Below are 414 nucleotides of genomic sequence, written 5' to 3'. Positions count from 1 at the left end.
GTAGTAGATCTTGGTGATCTCCTGGAACCCGGCCTTTTCGTCGGCCCAGGGGCCGATCCACTCGGTCCCGTCGATGGCACCCGAGGACAGCGCCTGGTAGACCTCGCTGCCGGGCAGGTTCTGGACCGAGGCGCCCAGCTTGCCCAGCACCTGGCCGCCCTGGCCCGGCATCCGGAACTTCAGCCCCTGGAAATCCTCGGCGCTGTTGATCTCCTTGCGGAACCAGCCGCCCGATTGCGGGCCGGTATTGCCCGCCGAGAAGCATTTGAGCCCGAAGATCGAATAGAGATCGTCGGCCAGCGCGCGGCCGCCGGCATGGTGGAACCAGTTGTTGTATTCCTGGAAGGTCATGCCGAACGGCACCTGGCTGAAGAAGGACAGCGCCGGGTGCTGGCCGAGGAAGTAGTAGTCGAC

1 pseudogene is annotated in these 414 nt (G+C 64.7%); it reads right to left on the bottom strand.

From position 1 onward, the window contains the following. Window positions 1-414, bottom strand: a pseudogene (locus tag KQX66_RS36510) (hypothetical protein); the annotation flags it as partial.

This window comes from Paenibacillus oleatilyticus, from assembly GCF_018998565.1.
GTDB lineage: Bacteria > Bacillota > Bacilli > Paenibacillales > NBRC-103111 > Paenibacillus_G > Paenibacillus_G oleatilyticus.
The sequence above is the reverse complement of the archived record's forward strand: the minus strand, read 5'-3'. Positions and strand labels throughout refer to the sequence as shown.